Origin of the sequence: Corynebacterium sp. HMSC074A01 (assembly GCF_001831515.1) — a bacterium.
Lineage (GTDB): Bacteria > Actinomycetota > Actinomycetes > Mycobacteriales > Mycobacteriaceae > Corynebacterium.
Genome location: NZ_KV825599.1, coordinates 113,255 through 129,669, shown reverse-complemented (window position 1 = coordinate 129,669; position 16,415 = coordinate 113,255). Strand labels below are relative to the sequence as shown.

The 16,415-nt window shown below is 65.7% G+C and carries 16 protein-coding genes and 1 tRNA gene; 7 read left to right on the top strand and 10 right to left on the bottom strand.

The features are described from left to right. The first annotated feature begins 124 nt into the window (after window positions 1-124). Together HMPREF2550_RS11745 and HMPREF2550_RS12185 are read left to right on the top strand one after the other, a co-directional pair. Window positions 125-580, top strand: a complete 456-nt coding sequence (locus HMPREF2550_RS11745; RefSeq protein WP_141760488.1) for a hypothetical protein — start codon at window positions 125-127, stop codon at window positions 578-580. Next, the gene (locus HMPREF2550_RS12185; RefSeq protein ID WP_168167671.1) at window positions 580-753 is read left to right on the top strand and encodes a hypothetical protein; all 174 of its coding nucleotides are present in this window, start codon (window positions 580-582) and stop codon (window positions 751-753) included. The genes HMPREF2550_RS11745 and HMPREF2550_RS12185 overlap by 1 nt, the downstream gene beginning before the upstream one ends. Before the next feature lie 576 nt (window positions 754-1,329). On the opposite strand, the gene HMPREF2550_RS02155 is transcribed toward HMPREF2550_RS12185, so the two are convergent. From HMPREF2550_RS02155 to HMPREF2550_RS02135, 5 genes are all read right to left on the bottom strand, one after another. After that, the gene (locus tag HMPREF2550_RS02155) at window positions 1,330-1,539 is read right to left on the bottom strand and encodes a hypothetical protein (protein ID WP_070789381.1); all 210 of its coding nucleotides are present in this window, start codon (window positions 1,537-1,539) and stop codon (window positions 1,330-1,332) included. A gap of 113 nt (window positions 1,540-1,652) precedes the next feature. Continuing rightward, window positions 1,653-3,266 (bottom strand): cation:proton antiporter family protein, encoded by a 1,614-nt coding sequence (locus HMPREF2550_RS02150; RefSeq protein WP_070762643.1) that lies wholly within the window; start codon window positions 3,264-3,266, stop codon window positions 1,653-1,655. A 137-nt stretch (window positions 3,267-3,403) separates the two neighbouring features. Further along, window positions 3,404-3,477: transfer RNA gene (locus tag HMPREF2550_RS02145), tRNA-Pro, on the bottom strand. Window positions 3,478-3,562: 85 nt separating this feature from the next. After that, window positions 3,563-3,943, bottom strand: coding sequence for a YchJ family protein (locus tag HMPREF2550_RS02140; RefSeq protein WP_070762642.1), 381 nt, complete (start codon window positions 3,941-3,943; stop codon window positions 3,563-3,565). A 2-nt stretch (window positions 3,944-3,945) separates the two neighbouring features. Next, window positions 3,946-5,151, bottom strand: coding sequence for a bifunctional alpha/beta hydrolase/OsmC family protein (locus tag HMPREF2550_RS02135; RefSeq protein WP_070789379.1), 1,206 nt, complete (start codon window positions 5,149-5,151; stop codon window positions 3,946-3,948). 216 nt (window positions 5,152-5,367) lie between these two features. Here HMPREF2550_RS02135 and secA2 point away from each other — a divergent pair, with 216 nt between their 5' ends. From secA2 to HMPREF2550_RS02115, 4 genes are all read left to right on the top strand, one after another. Beyond that, window positions 5,368-7,659 (top strand): accessory Sec system translocase SecA2, encoded by a 2,292-nt coding sequence (secA2, locus tag HMPREF2550_RS02130; RefSeq protein WP_070789377.1) that lies wholly within the window; start codon window positions 5,368-5,370, stop codon window positions 7,657-7,659. Between the two features lie 176 nt (window positions 7,660-7,835). Next, window positions 7,836-8,267, top strand: coding sequence for an oxoglutarate dehydrogenase inhibitor Odhl (odhI, locus tag HMPREF2550_RS02125; RefSeq protein WP_038590522.1), 432 nt, complete (start codon window positions 7,836-7,838; stop codon window positions 8,265-8,267). Between the two features lie 96 nt (window positions 8,268-8,363). Next, a complete protein-coding gene (locus tag HMPREF2550_RS02120) occupies window positions 8,364-9,110 on the top strand; it encodes a transcriptional regulator FtsR (protein ID WP_070789375.1) in 747 nt (248 codons plus the stop codon). A 248-nt stretch (window positions 9,111-9,358) separates the two neighbouring features. Beyond that, window positions 9,359-9,940, top strand: a complete 582-nt coding sequence (locus HMPREF2550_RS02115) for a MerR family transcriptional regulator (RefSeq protein WP_070789374.1) — start codon at window positions 9,359-9,361, stop codon at window positions 9,938-9,940. 68 nt (window positions 9,941-10,008) lie between these two features. On the opposite strand, the gene HMPREF2550_RS02110 is transcribed toward HMPREF2550_RS02115, so the two are convergent. From HMPREF2550_RS02110 to HMPREF2550_RS02090, 5 genes are read right to left on the bottom strand one after another with little or no spacing between them, the layout of a single operon-like run. Further along, on the bottom strand, window positions 10,009-11,415 hold the full coding sequence (locus tag HMPREF2550_RS02110) for a vWA domain-containing protein (RefSeq protein WP_070789373.1): 1,407 nt from the start codon (window positions 11,413-11,415) through the stop codon (window positions 10,009-10,011). A 47-nt stretch (window positions 11,416-11,462) separates the two neighbouring features. Further along, window positions 11,463-12,338 (bottom strand): 3-methyladenine DNA glycosylase, encoded by an 876-nt coding sequence (locus HMPREF2550_RS02105; protein ID WP_070789372.1) that lies wholly within the window; start codon window positions 12,336-12,338, stop codon window positions 11,463-11,465. Next, window positions 12,339-13,391, bottom strand: coding sequence for a hemolysin family protein (locus HMPREF2550_RS02100; protein ID WP_070789371.1), 1,053 nt, complete (start codon window positions 13,389-13,391; stop codon window positions 12,339-12,341). Further along, the gene (locus HMPREF2550_RS02095) at window positions 13,388-14,791 is read right to left on the bottom strand and encodes a hemolysin family protein (RefSeq protein WP_070789370.1); all 1,404 of its coding nucleotides are present in this window, start codon (window positions 14,789-14,791) and stop codon (window positions 13,388-13,390) included. The genes HMPREF2550_RS02100 and HMPREF2550_RS02095 overlap by 4 nt, the downstream gene beginning before the upstream one ends. Before the next feature lie 5 nt (window positions 14,792-14,796). Then, entirely contained in the window at window positions 14,797-16,053 is a 1,257-nt protein-coding gene (locus tag HMPREF2550_RS02090; protein ID WP_070789369.1) for a DEAD/DEAH box helicase, read from the bottom strand. A 139-nt stretch (window positions 16,054-16,192) separates the two neighbouring features. On the opposite strand from HMPREF2550_RS02090, the gene HMPREF2550_RS12180 reads away from it, so the two are divergent. Continuing rightward, window positions 16,193-16,415 (top strand): hypothetical protein (locus HMPREF2550_RS12180; RefSeq protein WP_168167670.1); only part of this gene is annotated, 223 nt, incomplete at its 3' end.

Sequence of the window (16,415 nt, the reverse complement as noted above, 5' to 3'; positions counted from 1 at the left end):
GAGCAGGTGGCTGCGAAAACGCCTGCTGGTGTAGCGGGTACCCAGGCCGCATCTGTGGGCCTGGGCCAGCTCACACCGGCCGGTGCCGGTGTCGGTTCGGGTGCTGGGTTGGCACCTACGGCTGGTGCTGGTGGTGCAGGCACGCTTAGCCAGCCGGGTGCTTCTGGTCTGGCAGGCCCTGGTGGTCCGGGTGGCTCGGGCGTGGGTGGTGTCTCTCCCACGGTGGCTGCCGGTACCGGTGGTACTGGTGGTGCTTCCGCTGGTGGTGCTGGTGGGGTGGCGGGCCCAGTCGGCGCCGGTGCCGGTGCTGGTGCTGGTGGTGGGCGTGGATCTGGTGCACACGGTGCGCGTGGTCGCATGCCGCGTGATGCGCAAGCGGGTGCGGCGGCTGGTGCTGCTGTTGGTGGTGCGTTGGGTGCTGGCGCGGGCCTTGCCGGTGCCGGGGCTGGTGCTGGTATGGGCGCTGGTCGTGGTGTTGCAGGTTTTGGCGCGGGTATGCCAGGTGCTGCAGGCCAGATACCAGGTGCGACAGCAGCCGCTGGTACCGGTGCGGGTGCGACCGGTGGTCGTGGCGGTGTGATGGCTGCTGGTCCGATGGGTGCTGCTGGTGGTCGTGGTCAGGGACAAGGCAAGGCACAGGCGAAGGTCAAAGCGGTCACCAGTGCGGTGGAGCGTGATGGGAACCTGGAGGCGCTGCTGGGGCAGTCCCCGTTGGTGTTGCCGACGGTGATCGGTAACAACGTCCGCGGCTAACACACCCGGCCGAGGGGTCCGCTGCTGCGGGTTTTCCAGTCTGCGGCCGCAGACTGTGCATCCTGAGAGTCCGCGGTCGCAGACTCCTTGGCGTCTTTGCACCCGCGGCTGTGCTGTCCAAAAAGTCTTCGGACTCCGTGTCCAAAAACCTATCGGCCTCCCAAATGGAGCTAGCTCCATCTGGGTCAGTCCCTCCGGTAAAAGCCCAGGTCGGCGTTGCACGAAATGGCCAAACGGAGCTAGCTCCATTTGGACGAAGAGGGATGAGAAAAGCCCTGGTCGCGTGAACCCGGTCTCTCTATTTGGAGCTAGCTCCATTCGGACCATCTCCGCCTGGAAAACCCCAGGTCGCCACGACACGATACGGTTAAACGGAGCTAGCTCCAATTGGCTTAACGCACGATATGCTCCCAGTCCGCTGCCGCAGACTCCAACTGCAGCCGTGCTCCCAGTCCGCGGCCGCAGACTCCCAGTCTCCGTGAAACAGGCACGCCAGCCGTAGAAACAAAACAACGAAGCTCCCCCCGGCCCATTGCCGCTGAGAGGGGAGCTCCGTTCGATGTGGACTAAACGCGTTTACGCAGCGCTGCCCTTCTTCTTTTCCCGCTCGTCGTAGTACCAACCGACAACGGCGCCGAGGATGATGCCGAGCGCGACGCCGAGGGCGATGCCCACCTGCGAAACGGTGAGGCCGAGTACGACGCCCAGGGCGACACCGACGCCGACGCCGGTCGCCAAGTGATTACTGCAGGTAGTGTTCTTCTTTCCGTTGTTTGGTGTGGTCATGGGTATCACTACTTCCATGCATATTGGGGGATGGAGTCCCGAGATTACCAAGCTTTTCGCCCGCTAATCGTCTACAACGACAATGCTCAGGGCCTTGTGCGGTGACGTGCAGCCTATTCCGTAGCATCTCCCGCGACATGCAGGCGGCGCTGCTCGTTCTTTGTGAAGGTGCGCTCGGCGAGGGACTCACCGGCACCGTCTAGCAGGTGTACCACCACATCCAGGCCGAGGGCCTCGAGGTCTTCGACGTCTTCGCGGTACATGGCCACCGAGCTGATCGTGCACTCTTCGGGGTTGATGCGGGAGGCGTAGATCTCTTTGACTGTGTCCACGTTTGCGTGTTGGGCGGGCATGGCGAGCATGATCATGTCGATCTGGTGGCTGTCCTTGACGCGCTCCCAGAAGTCCACATCAGTGGCGTCGCCTTCAACCACGTTGTAGCCGCGTTCTTGCAGGTGGCGGACGCGGGCGGGGTCGTGTTCCACGCCCAGGACCCGGGCGCCGTAGACCTCGGCGAGCTCCTTGTAGCAGGCGAGTCCGAGGCGGCCGACGCCGAGGACGAGTGCGTGGGCGTCGCCAAGCTCGATGGGGCGATCCTCTGGGTGAATCTTGTGCGGCGGACGCGTGGGCAGGCGCTTCGCCAGGTGGGTGGCGCGCGAGACGCTTTGTGGGTTGCAGATCGCCGAGACAACGAAGCTGAGCGAAACCGCGAGCACAAGAGAAAGTAGCCAGCGCTGGTTGAGCCAGCCGTCTGCGACGCCGACGGCTGCGATGATCAGCGCGAACTCGGAGTAATTCGAAAGCAACAGCGCTGCGAGCACCGAGGTGCGGTTGCGCAGGCCCAGTGTCCAGAGGATCGCCCAGTAGGCCACAGCTTGGAGTGGGAGTAGGAGGAGTAGCAGGCCGGCGTCGAGAAGATTCTGCCAGCTCGGGAGTCCGAGGAAGCCGATGTTGACGAAGAAACCGACGAGAAGCAGCTCTTTGAGGGTAAACAGCGAGTGGCTGAGCTGCTCGGCACCGGGGGAGCGAGAGAGTACCACGCCCATGACCAGGGCGCCGAGGCTGCCGGAAAGGCCCACCCACTCGAAAAGGGCGTAGCCCGGAAGCAGTGCCATGACGATGCCGAAGAGCGCGCCCAGCTCGCCGTGGCCGAGTTTGTACCAGCGGCGGGTGGTCAGGGCGAGCAGTGGGACGATGAGGACGAGTAGGAAGGCGGACAGGCGCGGGGGCTCGCCGCGGAGGACGCTCATGAAAGCAACGGCGAGGATGTCCTGCATAATCAGCACGCCGACGCAGATATTGCCGTAGAGCGCTTGCTCGTCGCCGCGGTCTTGGAGGATCTTGATTACCACGATGGTGCTCGAAAAGCTCAAGACCAGAGCGATGTTGACGGCGACCGAGAAGGACGTGGGGCCGAAAGCGCCGAGCGCGCCAAGTGCGGAGATGAATCCCGCGCCAACAAGCGTCATGACCAAGACGTGGGCGCTGGCGGTCAGCCACACGGCTTTATCCGTCAGCGCCCGCAGATCCAGGCGCAGGCCAATGGCGAAGAGCATGAGGGTGACGCCGATGTCGGCGAAGAGATCGAGGGCCTCGACGTGCGCGACGCCGTTGGCGTTGAGGATAAACCCCGCGGCCAGAAACCCGATCAGTGGTGGGAGACGGACTGCCCATGCGATAAGCCCGCAGCCAAACACCACAGCAAGGTAGGTCAACAGCAATTCCATGCAGAGTAGTCTGCCTTACGTAGGCAGGCTTACCAATGGTTGAAACGCAATCTACCCCGAGTGGGTGAGGTCTCGCTAGGGGGACTACGCAAAAAGCGAGGGTACCGGCCGTTTTGTCGGTACCCTCGCGGATTTTGTCGGACTGACAGGATTTGAACCTGCGACCCCCACACCCCCAGTGTGGTGCGCTACCAAACTGCGCCACAGCCCGTCCGCTACCGCGTCTGCGGTAACTCGGCCAGATTACAACACTGTGAGGAGAAAAGGAAACCGGCAGGTCAGTCAGTCTAAGCGTCCTATCGTAGGTCGCCGTCGAGGTAGACCCACGCGCCGTCTTCGCGGATGAAGCGGGAGACCTCATGCTGCACGCCGGTGGGGGAGTAGGCGGCAAACTCCACCACGCCTTCCGTGTCAAAGGGGCCGCCACCCTGCGTGCGCAGGATCTCGAGCCGGGTAAAGGGCATACCGGTCGCAGGCAGCTCTGACACCTTTGGTCGGGTCCGCGCTGCCCAAGTGATGTGCAGGTACTCGGGCAGGCCGTGGACAAAAGCGGTGTAGCGCGAGCGCATCAACGCCTCGGCGGTCAGCGGCTTCGCGCCGCGATGGTAGGAACCGCAGCAGGCGGCGTACGGCTTGCCAGATCCGCACGCACAGGCAGAAAGAGAGCGGGCGGCCATAGTTAGCGCTGCTTGTCGCGCTCGCGGCGCTGCTCGACGGTGGCGGTGTCCACCGTGGTGGTGATGTCGTTAGCAGCGACGTAGCCGTCCACGGTGGAGGCGGCGCCGGCGGCGCGCAGGGTCTCCACCTGTTCGTCCGTCAGGTCTCCGTAGAGGGTGATGTGGCGGGTGAAGGTGGTGTCTGCGTCGTGGGTGACTTCCACGCGGACGTCGTCAAGCGGCATGCCCTTCGCCGCGATCCTGATCGCCTGCGAGCAGGACACGGCGAGCGCTGACATGAACAGCCCTGTCGAGGTCACGCCCTGGCCCTTGCCGCCGGCGTTCTTCGCGCGGTCGGTGGTGATTTCGCGCCCCGAGGTGCGCACGACATCCCCGTACTTCGTGCCGCGCGCCGAGTAGGAAATGGCGTTGGAATCGCCGGTGGGCTCCGGAGTGAACTCGGGCACGATGTACTGCTGGGCCCAGGAGCCGATGATGTCGGCGGCGCGCTGGGCGGTGCCCTGGCGGGTGAGCAGGTGGTCGGCCTTGTCCAGTGCCATGAGCGACTTGGGGTAGCGGGTGAGCTGGAAGATGGTCTGGGCGTTATCGATGCCTACGGTGACGTCGATAGGCGAGTGCACCACCAGCAGCGGCTTGCGCACCTTGCCCAGGTATTCCTCCGGGTTGGTCTCCGCGAGATCCTCCAAGAAATGGCGCGAAATGACCAGCTCGCGCCCGCCGAGCGTGACGTGGACGGAGCCGTTCGCGTCCGCCTCGCCGATCTTGTCCGCGTAGTGCAGCACGGAGTGTGCGGGGTCGAAGGGTGCGCCGACGGTGGCCACCATCTTCAGCATCTTCTTTAGCTCCGGGCGGGTCGCCGCCTTGAGCACCGCCGCGCCGCCGAGCGAGTGGCCCATGATCAGCTGCGGGGCCGTAAAGTGCTCCTCCATCCACTGTGCGACCGCGACGATATCGTCAACATTCTGGCTAAACGAGGTCTCGGCGAACTCGCCCTCGGACTGGCCCAGGCCTGGGAAGTCGAATCGCAAGGTAGCGATCCCGTGCTCGGTCAGCCGCTTCGAAATTCGCGATGCGCCAGGAGTGTGGCGCGAACCGGCGAAGCAGTGCGCGAAGATTGCGTAGGCTTTTGCCGGCCCATCGGGGCGATCCATAGTGGCGGCAAGCTGGAGCCCCGTCGAAGAGGGGACCTTGAGATTCAGAGACTTCATGGCGTGGGCTTTCTCTTGTTTGTTCGCGATTTCTCAAGTGCTGCGCGCCAAACGTGCGCGCGGGCTGCCATACAATCTAAGGCACAAAGAATCTCCCAACAACAGTCCCGTCCATGGGGCGAGTGCGCGCAGCGCTTAGACTTGGGGGCATTGACCTTTGCCACGGGCGCACCTCACGCGCCCGTGGTGCCGCGATGAGGAAGGACGGCCCTGCGCATGGGCGCATTCGACTGGTTCTGGAAGGCGATGGGCTCGACATCCGAGCGCAACAACAAGAAGTCCAAGGGCATCGTCGCCGCTGCCTACGAGTTGCTGCCGGAGCTCGAGCAGCTTGACGACGCCGCGTTGGTAGACACCATCCGCACCACCGTCGCCGACGGCGAGATCAAGGACAAGTCGCGCTTCTTGGCTGTGCTCACGGTCGCCTCGCAGCGCACGCTGGGCATGCGGCCTTTCGACGTGCAGAACCAGGCAGTGCTGCGCCTGCTCGAGGGCGACGTGATCCAGATGGCCACCGGCGAGGGCAAGACGCTCGTGGGTGCGATGGCCGCCACCGGCTTTGCGCTCACGGGCAAGCGCGTCCACGTCATTACGGTGAATAATTATCTGGCCGGGCGCGACGCGGAGTGGATGCGTCCGCTCGTGGAGTTCTTCGGGCTGAGCGTCGCCGCGGTCACCGAGGCCAGCAGCCGCGAGGAGCGCGTGGCGGCGTACCGCGCCGACATTATCTACGCGCCGGTCACCGAAATCGGCTTTGACCACCTGCGCGATAACCAGATCACCGCGCGCGAGCAAACCGTTCAGCTGCCCGCCGACGTTGCTCTGGTGGATGAGGCGGACAGTGTGCTTGTCGACGAAGCACTCGTCCCCTTAGTCCTCGCCGGCTCCGAAGGCAGCGAGCAGGCCACCGGGCAGATCACCGAGGCCGTCTCCCACCTAGTCGAGGACAAGGACTACACCATCGACGCCGAGGGCCGAAACGTCTTCCTCACCGACGAGGGCGCGAGCCGCGTGGAGAAGCTGCTGGGCATCGACTCGCTCTACGGCGACGGCCACATCGGCACCACGCTTGTGCGCGTGAACCTCGCCCTGCACGCGAAGGCGCTGCTGATCAGGGATGTGCACTACATCGTCGACGACGGCAAGGTCGCGCTCGTCGACGCCTCCCGCGGGCGCGTGGCCGAGCTGCAGCGCTGGCCCGACGGGCTGCAGGCTGCGGTGGAGGCGAAGGAGGGGCTGAAGGTTTCCGAGGGCGGCCGCATCCTCGACTCGATCACATTGCAAGCGCTCATGCGCCGCTACCCGACGGTGTGCGGCATGACCGGCACCGCCGTCGAGGCCACCGACCAGCTGCGCTCCTTCTACGACCTGCACGTTGCGGTGATCGACCGGGCCAACGAGCTCAAGCGCTTCGATGAAGCCGACCGCATCTACGCCACGATGGAGGAGAAGAACCGCGCGATCGTCGAAGAGGTCGCGCTGCTGCACTCCAACCGCCAGCCAGTGCTGGTGGGCACGCACGACGTCGCGGAATCCGAGGCGCTCGCCGACGCACTCGAGGCGCGCGGCATCGCGGTTAACGTGCTCAACGCGAAGAACGACGCCGAGGAGGCCCGCATCATCGCGGAGGCGGGCGACTTGGGGCGCGTGACCGTGTCCACTCAGATGGCGGGCCGCGGCACCGATATCCGCCTCGGTGGCGCGGACGAGGCCGACCACGACGAGGTCGCCGCCCTCGGCGGGCTCGCAGTCATCGGTACCGCCCGGCACCGCTCCGCTCGCCTGGACAACCAGCTGCGCGGCCGCGCTGGCCGCCAAGGGGATCCGGGCTTAAGCCTGTTCTTCGTCTCGCTGGAAGATGACATCGTCACCACCGGCGGTGCCGACGAACAGGTCACGGCGCACCCGGGCGCGGACGGCCGGATCGAGTCGAACCGCATCCAGCAGTTCGTCGAACACTGCCAGCGCGTCACCGAGGGCCAGCTGTTGGAGATCCACTCCCAGACCTGGAAGTACAACAAGCTGCTCGCAGACCACCGCGAAATCCTGGACACCCGCCGCGCGGCGCTGCTCGATACCGACGCCGCCTGGCGCGAGCTGGTCGAGCGCAGCCCGCAACGAGCGGCCGAGCTTTCCGGCCTCGACCAGGCCGTGCGCGAGCAGGCTGCCCGCGAGATCATGCTCTTCCACCTCGACGCCGAGTGGTCCGAATACCTCGCGCTTATGGACGACGTGCGCGAATCCATCCACCTGCGCGCCATCGCCCGCGAGACCCCGATTACCGAGTACCACCGCATCGCCGTCCGCGAGTTCAAGGAGCTGGCCAATCGTGCCGTCGACCAGGCTGTCGACACCTTTGAGCAGGTGCTTATCGACGCCAACGGTGCCCACCTCGCCGACGCCGGCTGGAAACGACCAAGCGCCACGTGGACCTACATGGTCTCCGACAACCCCCTCGCGGGCTCGGGCAACAGTGTCATCTCCGGCATCGGGAATATCTTTCGTTAAAGGGCTGGGGCGCTACAGAAGCGTTATCTGCGAACTTGGTGGGTGAGTGGTGGCAAAGGCCCACAGAACCGACGCGAGTCGGTAGTATGACAAACAGCTAACTGAAAACCTCGACATCGACGCGGTGGCTTTTCTCGCCGGGAAGCGTCGGTATCACACAAAGTCAGGAGTAAGTGATGAGCGAAAACACCGGTAACCCGCAGCACCAGGTGGAAACCACTTCGGTGTTCCGTGCGGACCTGCTGAAGGAGATGGAAAACGGCGCCTCCGCATCCAAGGACGGCATCACCGGTGCAGAGAACCTCCCCGAGGGCGCGGCCCTGCTGGTAGTCAAGCGCGGCCCGAACGCTGGCGCACGCTTCCTGCTGGACCAGGATTCCACCACGGCCGGCCGCCACCCGGAGGCCGACATCTTCCTGGACGATGTGACCGTGTCCCGCCGCCACGCCGAGTTCCGCCGCACGGAGGACTCCTTCGAGGTCGTCGACGTGGGCTCGCTCAACGGCACCTATGTCAACCGCGAGCCGCGCAACTCGCAGACGCTGTCCACCGGTGACGAGATCCAGATCGGTAAGTTCCGTCTGGTCTTCATCGCCGACGAGAAGTAAGGTTCTCCTACACGCCCGCGTCCCGGGCATCATCCTTTACCTGTCCCTCGCCTTGTGCGGGGGACACGAGACGTAGCAACGAAAGATCCACCACCAGTGAGCGCACTCCGTAGCACCTCGCCGCTGAAAGCGGCTGGCCAGTCCCCGAAGGGGAAAGCCAAGACCATGTCCATCGGCGTGGTCCTTGAACGTCTCCGCGAGGAATTCCCGGACGTGAGCCTGTCCAAGATCCGCTTCCTCGAGTCCGAGGGGCTGATCACCCCGCAGCGCACCGCGTCCGGCTACCGCCGCTTCACCGACGATGACGTGGAGCGTCTCCGCTACATCCTGGTCACCCAGCGCGACAACTACCTGCCGCTGAAGGTCATCCGCGAGCAGCTCGAGGCGATGGATTCCGGCCAGGTCACCGCGATCATGAGCGGGGCCGACGCGGAGCCGATGGTCTCTGCGGACAACTTCCGCGCGCCCGCGGACACCAAGCTCAGCGACGAGGATGTCGCCGAGCAGGCCAACACGGACCAGGCGACGGTGGCACAGCTGATCAAGGCTGGGCTGATCAGCCCTGACCGGGCTGGCTACTTCACCGCCGACGACGTCAGCGTGGTGACCACCGCGCTCGCTCTCGGCGACTTCGGCGTGGACATCCGCCACCTGAAGACGCTGCGCACCACCGCCGATCGCCAGGTCGACCTCATCACGCAGGTCGCCGAGCCCATCGCGAAATCCGGCAAGGACACCGCGCACCAGCTGGCGGAGGAGACCGGCCAGCAGATGTCGGCGCTGATCGTCTCCCTGCACGCCTCGCTGGTGAAGAACGAACTGCGCCGCAGACTGGGCAACTAGGCCAGCTCGCTTATCGACGCGCCGCCAACCCCATACACGGGGTGGGCGGCGCTTTCCCACGTTTGGGGGTGCTTTCGCGTGAATGAAGTTTCTAAAGTGACGCAAGTGAAAGCCGGGGTAGAAGAACTCTCAACGTGAAGTTGAGGGTTAATGTTCGGCGTGTTGCGCGTGCAAAGGTTGACCAGATGCCTATGCTTGACATTTAATAAAGACATCGGCATTCAGCCAAACACCATGGGAGTAATTACGTGACTACGAACACCCCGGACCTCGGCGCACAGCCCACGCTCGACGCCGCCGTACAGGAATCGCTCTTCGACCTCGGCCCCAGCGACGAAGTGGGCTACCGCGTCCCGATCGCCTGCCAGGTCGCCGGCATCACCTACCGCCAGCTGGACTACTGGGCACGTACCGAACTCGTCCGTCCGTCCATCCGCGGCGCGAAGGGCTCCGGCTCCCAGCGTCTGTACTCCTTCAAGGACATCCTGGTCCTGAAGATCGTCAAGCGCCTGCTGGACACCGGCATCTCCCTGCAGAACATCCGCCTCGCGGTGGACAAGCTGCGCGACCGCGGCGTGAACGACATCGCGGAAATCACCCTCGTCTCCGATGGCACCACCGTCTACGAGTGCCGCAGCAACGAAGAGATCATCGACCTCCTCGGCGGCGGCCAGGGCGTATTCGGCATCGCCGTCCCGCAGATCATGAAGGAGCTCACCGGCACCATCTCGGCCTTCCCGTCGGAGCGCGTGCTTCACGACGACGCGCCAACCGCCGAAATCACCGGTATCGACGAACTCGCCGCCCGCCGTCGCCGCAAGACCTCCTAGGCCTTACGCCGACACTCCCATAGAAGAAGGAACGCCCCCAGCCAAGGGGGGCGTTCCTTTTTGCGTACCTACTTGGTGCCGACCGCGGTAGCCAGCGCCGCGGGCAGCTCCTCGGGCGTGGACGCCTGCGCCTGCGTTGCGGCAACGCGCTCTACGCCCGCGTCCGGCGCGCCGTCGCCGACGTGCACAACCGCAATCTCTACGTTCTGATCCAAGTATTGCTGCAGGGACTCGGCAAAGGCGGTGCCTTCCCCATCTTCGCCCGCGTCGGCGGTGCCAGTGGTCACCAGCACGATTCGGACAGGCTCTGCGCCACCGGCGGAGGCAGCGGCGGCAGCGGTGAGCGCCTCTCGAGTCTGCGGCACCCCGCCAGTGAGGAAGCGGTGCACCGCCACGTCAACTTCCTCCGCCGCTGGGGTCAGGCCCACGTTGACTCGGTAGCCGCGGGTCACACCCTCGTTGAGCGGGGAGGAGTAGTTCCACAGGCCGACCATCTTCTCCTGCGCGGCGACGTTGCCCGCCGCCTCGCCGATGGCGTCCTTCGCGGGCTGGATAAACGGTGCCATCGCATCCGAGGTGTCGAGCAGGAACAGCGTGTGCGCAACCTCGCCGGCCGCCTGTGCCGTCTCCTTTTCAGTCTTCTTCTCCGGAGCCTGCTTTGCCGGGGCGGTATCAAAGGCGGCGGCCCAGACCGAGTCATCGACGCCCGCTGGCTCACCGACGTCTTCCTTCGCCTGCGACCGGGCGAAATCCTGCCCGGCGCGCGATTGGTTCTCGTCGGTGTGCTCGCCCGCATTGAGCGGGATCGCCGCGTACTGCACCGCCGCGTCGACGGGTGTGAACACAAGCCCCTCCGGGGTGGCGTCTTCAGCCGTGGCGACGAAGGTGTCCGGCGTTTGCTCATAGTCGGCGAACGGGTCCAGACGCTGCTCCTTAAGCGCTGAGGCGGCGCGGCCCGCGTCTTCGCCCGCAAGCTTCGAGGCGACAACCGCGGAGGCCGACGGCTGCTCACCGGTAGGGAAGCGCACCGCGGAAAGGTCGACTTCGCCGAGCTCGGCGGCCTTCTCGCCGGCGATGCCCACCGGCTGCTCGGCAACGACCTCCGGATCAGACACGGCGGCGGTGCGGCCCGCGTCCTCGATAGTCTTGTGTGTCAGCGGTGTGTCCGGGGCGACGTAGACGGCGGCGTCCGCCACGTTGTCCACCAGCACGGGCTGCACGCAGTAGTCGCGGACGACCGGCTTGGTCTCCGCGTAGGCGTCGACAACCGCTTGGCCCACGCCTGTATCCGAGGCCGCAACGGGCAGTTCCAGGTTGCCGGAGACGCATTCGCCGCCGGCCACCTCCTCAGAGCTCTCGCCGCGGCCGAAGATCAGCCACAGCACGAGCGCAACAATGAGCAGCAATGCCACGAGTACCGCGATGGCACCTCCCGACAGCGCGTAATTGTTCTTCCCATTGGAGTGTCGTGCCATGTCAACCGCCTTAAACGCCACAGGACCAAAAAACTTCTGCCGCCATCTTATCCGTCGATAAGCTGATCCAGGAGCGCGACAAGCCGAAGCCGCAGCGGCTCCGCGGCCGCCGCGAGCTCCCGCTGCCGACGCACGTACTCGGCCTTGCCCTCGGCCGTCTCTATCGGCACGACGCCAAAACCCAGCTCGCGGCAGTCGTAGGGGGAGGCCTCCATGTCCAGCTTTCGCGCCTGCCGCGCGAGCGCGAACGTGTCCAGCAGCAGCTCGCCGGGCACCGCAGGCCCGAGCTTGGTCGCCCACTTGTACAAGTCCATCGCCACGTGCACGCAGCCCGCCCGATCGTTGTCCGCCTGCCCCTCGCGCGTGAGCACGGTGAGGTTCAGCGGCCGCGCGGGCTTGGTGAAGAAGCGAAACGCGTCGTAGTGCGTGCACTTGAGCTGGTGCGATTCCACCACCGCGTCGGTCCCGGCTCGCCCCAGCCGTAGCGGCAAATTATGCCGGGGCCGATCCGTGCGGTAGACCATCGCCCACTCGTGCAGCCCAAAGCAATCGAAGTGGGGCTCCCGCTTATCGACGCCACGCAGCAGCCCCCGAATCTCCTCCATCGCCACCCCGTGCCGGGCCATAAACGACTCCGCGTCGAACCCGACCGTCGCGCTGCCGTCGACGGCGGCTTCGACCCGGTAATCGCGCCAGGTGGCGTGGGGCGTGGTGGCAGCGTCGTCAAGCACGCGCCCGAGCCCCGGGTGCCAGCGACGCAGGTGGGTCGGGCGCAGCCAGTAGTAATCGAAGAGGAAGTCCCACACCGGGTGGTGCTGTCCGCGCGCACGGCGCTCCAAGTGGGGCGTCACCCAGGCGTCGGCGCGCGCCTCGTGCGCCGCCATCGCTTCTCTGTACTCGGCGGGGGAGAGGTGTACGGGCATCTAGTCGTCCTCGTGGGTCCAGTCGGCGACCGTGCCCACGTACTCCTCGATGACATCCTCCAGCGCCAGCACACCGACGACGACGCCGTTGTCGCGGACCTGTGCCATGTGGGCGGAGCGGCGGTGGAGGGACGTGAGGGCGTCGTCAAGCGTTTGCGCCCCGTCGACGCTGCTGAGCGGGCGAATCTTCGCGCGCGGCACCAGCGGATCCTCCTCGGCGGACTCCATGAGGTCCAGGATGTCCTTGACGTGCAGGTAGCCGACGAACACCCCAGGTGCTGTCTCCACCGGGAAGCGGGAGTAGCCCGTCTCCCGTACCGCGCGTTCGACTGCGGAGAGCCGAATGCCCGAAGGCGGCAGCGCGATGGTCTTCACGTCCGGCAAGCGGATCATGACCTCCTTCAGGTTGCGCGACTCGGAGCGCAGCGCCTTGGCCAGCCGTGCCGTCTCCTCGGCGTCCAGCAGGCCCTCCTCGCGGGACTCCTGGATCATGCTGGCCAGCTGCTCCTGGTCCACCGTGGACTCCAGCTCGTCGCGCTGCACGATGCCGAACGCCGCCAGCGTCTTGCGCGCCACCCAGTTCAAGAACTCGATCACCGGGCGAGTGAGCTTCATCCACACCGTCATCGGACCCGTGAGCCACATCGCGGTCGACTCCGGACCGGCGATCGCGATGTTCTTCGGCACCATTTCACCCAGCAGGATGTGCAGGTAGGAGATGATGCACAGCGCGATGACAAAGGAGACCGGGTGCAGCAGGTTCTCCGGCAGCCCGAGGCCCTTGAAGGGCACCTCGATGTAGTGCGCGATCGCGGGCTCTGCGACCTTACCCAGCACCAGCGAGGCGATCGTAATGCCGAACTGCGCGCCCGCAAGGTAGATGGACAGGTGCTCGGTGGCCTCGAGGACGCCCTTCGCGTCCTTCTTGCCCTGCGCGAGCATGTTCTCCAGGCGGTCGCGCCGCGAGGAGACGAGCGCGAACTCGGCGGCGACGAAGAACGCGTTCAGCGCCAGCAGTACGACGATTAAAACAATGGCAAGCCAGATACTCACTCCTGCTCACCACCCTGGCGCTCGGCGATACGCTCCGCTTCCGCGGGCGAGACCGGGCTGAGCACCACGCGATCCACGCGGCGATCGTCCATCACAGACACGCGACCGATCCAGTTGCCAGCACCGCCCGCCTCGAACTCCTCCTGGAAGTTCGCAGCGGCCTGTGGCAGCACCACCGTGTCGCCCGCCTGCGGGATCCGGCCGAGTGTGGCCATGACTAGTCCGCCCAGGGTTTCGTAGGGGCCTTCGGGGGCGGTGTAGCCGGTCATCGACGCGACGTCGTCAAGCCGCACGAGCCCCGAGACCTCCCACGAGGTGCCGAAGCGCTGGAAGTCGCGCTCCTGCTCCGCGTCGTCGTACTCGTCGTAGACCTCGCCCAGGATTTCCTCAACGACGTCCTCGATGGTGACCAGGCCCTGCGTGCCGCCAAACTCGTCGGCCACCAGCACGACCTGCGAGCCGGCGGAGCGCACCCGGTTGAGCACCGAGTCGCCGTCGAGCGTGCCCGGAACGAACGGCACCGCCTTCGCCAGGCCCTCCAGCTTCGTCGTGGCGCGCTCGGCTTTATCCACCGAGAACGCGTCCTTGATGTGCACCACGCCAATCGTGTCGTCGAGGTCGCCGCGGCGCACGGGGAAGCGGGAGTGGCCGGTCTCGCGGGCAAGCGCGATGAGGTCGGCGACGGTGTCCTTGGCGTCGAGGGCGTTGATCGTCGAGCGCGGCGTCATCACTTCCTCGGCGGTGGTGTCGCCGAACTGCAGCGAGCGGTCGATCACCGCCGCGGTATCCGCATCCAGCCCGCCGGCCTGCGCGGAGCTGCGCACCATCGCGGTGAGCTCCTGGCCAGAGCGGGCGGAGGCGAGCTCATCGGCCGGCTCCATGCCGAGCTTGCGCACGATAAAGTTCGCCGAGCGGTTCAGCGAGGAAATGAAGCCCTTGAACACAGTGTTGAAGGCGTTGACCGGCGGCACCACGAAGCGCGCAGTGGCGAGCGGGTCCGTAATCGCCACGTTCTTCGGCACCAGCTCGCCGAACACCATGGAGAGAAAAGTCGCCACCGCGAGGGCGAGCACAAGCGCGACTGCGGTAGAGGCCTGATCGCTCAAACCCACCAGCCGGAGCAGGGGAGCGAAGTACTGGCCGAGCACCGGCTCGGCGAGGAAGCCCGCGGCCAGCGTCGTCAGCGTGATGCCGAGCTGCGCGCCGGAAAGCGCGAAGGAAAGGTTTGCGTGGTCGCGCGCCACCGCGTGGGCGCGTTTGTCGCCCTTCTCTCGCACGTGGGCGTCGATAGTGGACCGCTCGAGCCCTGTCATGGCGAACTCGATCGCCACGAACAGGCCCGTTGAGGCGGTGAGCAGGATGAAGCCCAGCAGCGAGAGGATGGATATGAATATGTCCATTGCAGTTAGCGCCTATGTCTCCTTCGTGTGTGCGGTGCTTTTCGACGCCCACGCGCCCCCGCCGGCTGCCCCGGCGGCGGCAGCGGCGCGCCCTTGGGCTCGCGTGCACCGGTGATTGTAATGAGGCTTTCGGACATGGGCTCGACTTCGACCTCGCGGGCGTCGACACCCGCCTTGCGCAAAAGTTTGTCCACTTCCTTGCGCTGCTCATCCATGACCAGCGTCACCACCGTGCCCGAGGTGCCTGCGCGCGCGGTGCGGCCGGCGCGATGCAGGTAGGCCTTGTGCTCGGCGGGTGGGTCGACGTGCACGACGAGCGAGACGTCGTTGATGTCGATTCCGCGAGCGGCGATGTCGGTGGCCACGAGCACCGGCGTCGAGCCGTCCGCAAAACCCTCGATAGCGCGAGTCCGCGCGCCCTGGCCCTTATCGCCGTGGAGACCCTGGGCGTTGATGCCCACGCGCCGCAACTTCTTGACCTGGCGGTCTACGCCGTGCTTCGTGCGCATGAACATGATGGTCTTGCCCTCGCGCGCAGCGATCTGCAGCACGATCGCATTGCGCTGCTCGCGGCTACCGACGAGCAAACGCACGTGCTCCATCGTGTCCACCGCCGCCTCCACGGGCGCAGTCGAGTGCGTGACCGGGTCGTGCATGTAGCGGTCGATGAGTTTTTGCACATCCCCGTCGAGCGTGGCGGAGAAAAGGAGGCGCTGAGTGTTGGGAGGCGTGGCGTCGAGAAGCTTGCGGACCTGTGGAAGAAAACCCATGTCGGCCATCTGGTCGGCTTCGTCGAGCGCGGTGACTTCTACCGCATCGAGCGAGAGTTTGCCCTGGTTGATCAGGTCCTGGGCGCGGCCCGGGGTGGCGACGAGCAGGTCGACGGGGGCGGCGAGCGCGCGGATTTGGGTGTTGATGTTCACCCCGCCGACGACATCGAGCACCCGCAGACCAAGCGCCGCCGCAGGATCGGCCAGACGCTCGCGGATCTGCGCCGCAAGCTCGCGGGTCGGTGCCAAAACGAGGCCGCGCGGACGGCCGGGGCGGCTTGGCGCACCGCTGAGACGCACGAGCATCGGCAGGCCGAAGGTGAAGGTCTTGCCGGAGCCGGTGGGGCCGCGGCCGAGGACGTCGCGCCCGGCGAGCGCATCGGGGATCGCTGCCTCCTGGATGGGGAAGGGATGCTCGATACCTTGCTTGGACAGGACGGTGACCACAGGCTTTGGCAGTCCGAGGTCAGCAAACGTGGTTGACAGTGTCATTGCCACGAGTCTACCGCGCGAAAAACTCCGATCCCTATTAGACGCACGTTTCGGGGCTTCGGTTCCCTTTTGGGCCGAAAGTGGAATACTTCTCACAATTGCTTGTTTGCGCAGGTCTCGGGTGTTTATTGTGGGTGGCATGAATCTCGTAGACGCACTCATCGCCCAGGACCGCGCCGGCATCGCCATCGTTGCCGACGCGGCTTCGGCGAGCGTCTCCGAGCTCGTCGCCCGCGGCATGGACCGCGACCGCGCCGAACAACTCTCGGTTGCCGCCGAAGTGTTCTACGGGTCGGTGCGTAACACGAAGGCGCAGGCGGCGTGTGTTGGCGCGGCGCGGGAAAACGGGCACCGCCTGGACA

What these genes read in the sequence shown, in the direction of transcription:
- HMPREF2550_RS12185 (WP_168167671.1), top strand. Translation starts at nt 580, where the DNA reads ATGGCTGCTGGTCCGATGGGTGCTGCTGGTGGTCGTGGTCAGGGACAA.
- HMPREF2550_RS02155 (WP_070789381.1), bottom strand. Translation starts at nt 1,539, where the DNA reads ATGACCACACCAAACAACGGAAAGAAGAACACTACCTGCAGTAATCAC.
- HMPREF2550_RS02150 (WP_070762643.1), bottom strand. Translation starts at nt 3,266, where the DNA reads ATGGAATTGCTGTTGACCTACCTTGCTGTGGTGTTTGGCTGCGGGCTT.
- HMPREF2550_RS02140 (WP_070762642.1), bottom strand. Translation starts at nt 3,943, where the DNA reads ATGGCCGCCCGCTCTCTTTCTGCCTGTGCGTGCGGATCTGGCAAGCCG.
- HMPREF2550_RS02135 (WP_070789379.1), bottom strand. Translation starts at nt 5,151, where the DNA reads ATGAAGTCTCTGAATCTCAAGGTCCCCTCTTCGACGGGGCTCCAGCTT.
- secA2 (WP_070789377.1), top strand. Translation starts at nt 5,368, where the DNA reads ATGGGCGCATTCGACTGGTTCTGGAAGGCGATGGGCTCGACATCCGAG.
- odhI (WP_038590522.1), top strand. Translation starts at nt 7,836, where the DNA reads ATGAGCGAAAACACCGGTAACCCGCAGCACCAGGTGGAAACCACTTCG.
- HMPREF2550_RS02110 (WP_070789373.1), bottom strand. Translation starts at nt 11,415, where the DNA reads ATGGCACGACACTCCAATGGGAAGAACAATTACGCGCTGTCGGGAGGT.
- HMPREF2550_RS02105 (WP_070789372.1), bottom strand. Translation starts at nt 12,338, where the DNA reads ATGCCCGTACACCTCTCCCCCGCCGAGTACAGAGAAGCGATGGCGGCG.
- HMPREF2550_RS02095 (WP_070789370.1), bottom strand. Translation starts at nt 14,791, where the DNA reads ATGGACATATTCATATCCATCCTCTCGCTGCTGGGCTTCATCCTGCTC.
- HMPREF2550_RS02090 (WP_070789369.1), bottom strand. Translation starts at nt 16,053, where the DNA reads ATGACACTGTCAACCACGTTTGCTGACCTCGGACTGCCAAAGCCTGTG.